This window comes from Neoroseomonas rubea (assembly GCF_016106015.1).
Taxonomy (GTDB): Bacteria; Pseudomonadota; Alphaproteobacteria; order Acetobacterales; family Acetobacteraceae; genus Neoroseomonas; species Neoroseomonas rubea.
In genome coordinates this window covers 1-962 of sequence record NZ_JACADQ010000659.1, presented here as the reverse complement: position 1 = coordinate 962, position 962 = coordinate 1, and the positions used below count along the sequence as shown (strand labels likewise).

Genomic DNA, 962 nt, shown 5'->3' with positions numbered 1-962 from the left:
ACCATCATCGGCACGGGCTGCAACCCGAACGTCGCCGCCGTCGTCGTCATCGGCATCGAGCCCGGCTGGGCCGGCAAGGTGGCCGAGGGCATCGCCAGGACGGGCAAGCCGGTCGAGGCCTTCGCCATCGAGCAGAACGGCGACATCAACACCATCGCCGCCGCGTCCCGCGCCGCCTACCGCATGGTCCGCCACGCGACGGGGCTGAAGAAGACCCGCGCGCCGCTGCAGGAACTCTGGGTCTCGACCAAATGCGGTGAATCCGACACGACCTCGGGCCTCGGCTCCTGCCCGACCGTGGGAGATTCCTTCGACAAGCTCTGGGAGAACGGCAACACGCTGGTCTTCGGCGAAACCTCCGAGATCACCGGCGGCGAGCACCTGGTCGCCGCGCGCTGCCGCACGCCGGAAATCCGCGACCAGTTCATGGCGATGTTCAACCGCTACCAGGCGGTGATCGAGGCGAACAAGACGTCGGACCTGTCCGAAAGCCAGCCCACCAAGGGCAACATCGAGGGTGGCCTGACCACCATCGAGGAGAAGGCGCTCGGCAACATCCAGAAGATCGGCAAGAAGTGCACGGTCGATGGCGTGCTGGACAAGGCCGAGGAGCCGACTCACGCGGGCCTCTGGTTCATGGACAGTTCCTCGGCCGCGGCCGAGATGGTGACGCTCTGCGCGGCCTCGGGCTTCGCCGTGCACACCTTCCCGACCGGCCAGGGCAACGTGATCGGCAACCCGATCGTCCCGGTCATCAAGCTGACGGCCAATCCGCGCACGCAGCGGACCATGTCCGAGCACATCGACGTGGACGTGACCGGCCTGCTGCAGAAGAAGATGAACTTCGACCAGGCGGGCGACGCCCTGCTCGACTGCATCATCCGCACCGCGGACGGGCAGTTCACCGCGGCCGAGATCCTCGGCCACCGGGAATTCAGCCTGACGCGGCTGTACGAGAGCGC

1 protein-coding gene is annotated in these 962 nt (G+C 67.0%); it reads left to right on the top strand.

Annotated features, from left to right (window positions below; genetic code table 11):
* Positions 1-962 (top strand): UxaA family hydrolase (locus HW577_RS25645; protein ID WP_198378905.1); only part of this gene is annotated, 962 nt, incomplete at both ends.